This window comes from Mesorhizobium sp. M7A.F.Ca.CA.004.04.2.1 (assembly GCF_004022825.1).
In the GTDB taxonomy this organism is placed as follows: Bacteria; Pseudomonadota; Alphaproteobacteria; order Rhizobiales; family Rhizobiaceae; genus Mesorhizobium.
On record NZ_RZPH01001332.1, the window covers coordinates 1 to 1,288 of the forward strand.

The following is a 1,288-nucleotide window of genomic DNA, read 5'->3' on the forward strand; positions in this document are numbered from 1 at the left end:
TAGGGGCAGAGGTGATGGCTGACGAGGATGAGCTTGTGTGCCATGAGGTTTCCAAGGTTAATGCATTTGCATCTATATAGATGCACATGCATCGATCGTCAAGCTTGATGCAGATGCATCTACTGCCTATGCTTGGCCATGACCGAGAAAGCCACGCCTTCGCCAGAAGCCATCAAGGCCTGGGCTCGCCTGATGCGCGTTTCGCGCCAACTGATGGAAAGCGCTGAAGAAGCGTTGAAGGCCGCCGGCCTGCCGCCGCTTGCCTGGTACGACGTGCTGCATGAGCTCGCTGAGGCGAGCGAGGGCGGGCTGCGGCCGTTCCAGCTCATCGAGCGCACTCTGTTCGCGCAATACAACATTTCGCGGCTGCTGGCCCGGCTCGAGGCCGATGGGCTCGTCGAGAAACTGACGGTGGCCGATGATGGTCGTGGCCAGACCATCCGCATCACCGCCAAGGGCCGCGAGACACGCCGCCAGATGTGGGCTGTCTACGGACGGTCGATCACCGAACTGGTTGGCGCCAAACTGTCGGCGGATGAATTGACCAGGGTCTCCGCACTGCTTGGACGATTGCGCCATCCGCCAGCCTCCGATTAGCGAGGCTTGTCGCGCGGCAACGCATCACTTGCAGATATTTTGCGCCCGCCCTCTTGCGCGCGGCCTCGGATTGCGCAATATGCCGAACCGTAACGTACGGTACGGCATACCGGAATGACCGGTGGCCCGACCTTTCGAGAGAAGAGCGTGTTGCACAGCGTGCCCGACATCGACACCAGCGAAGCGCTGACAGAACGGCAGAAGGCCGTGCTCGACGCGGCGTTGCGGCTGCTGGTCGAGGAGGGCGATCATCTGACCATGACCGCCGTGGCGCGCCGCGCCAGCTGCTCCAAGGAAACGCTCTACAAATGGTTCGGCGACCGTGACGGGCTGCTGACGGCGACGGTGCAGTGGCAGGCCTCGAAAGTGCGGGTGGCGCCGGTTGACGGCAAGGGGCTCGATCTTGCCTCCCTGACCGCAAGTCTCGAACGCTTCGCCTCGGACTGGCTCAAGGTGATCTCCAGTGACACCTCGATCGCGCTCAACCGGGTGGCGGTCAGCCATGCCGGTTCGGGCAAGGACAATCTCGGCGCCGTGGTGCTTGAGAACGGCCGCTTCGCATTGGCCAAACGGTTGAAGCCGGTGCTTGAGGCCGGCCGACGGACCGGACTTTTGGATTTCGCGGATGCCGAGACGGCGTTCCGCACCTTTTTCGGGCTGGTCGCCCGCGACGTGCAGATCCGTCTGCTGC

At 62.8% G+C, this 1,288-nt stretch carries 2 protein-coding genes; both read left to right on the plus strand.

The features are described 5' to 3' along the window. Positions 1-138 precede the first annotated feature (138 nt). Positions 139-597 carry a MarR family winged helix-turn-helix transcriptional regulator gene (locus EN893_RS34300; RefSeq protein WP_127270249.1) on the plus strand — a complete coding sequence of 153 codons (459 nt, stop codon included), beginning with the start codon at positions 139-141 and terminating at the stop codon, positions 595-597. Positions 598-744: 147 nt separating this feature from the next. Next, the coding region (locus EN893_RS34305) for a TetR/AcrR family transcriptional regulator (RefSeq protein ID WP_164901396.1) at positions 745-1,288 on the plus strand (544 nt) is incomplete at its 3' end.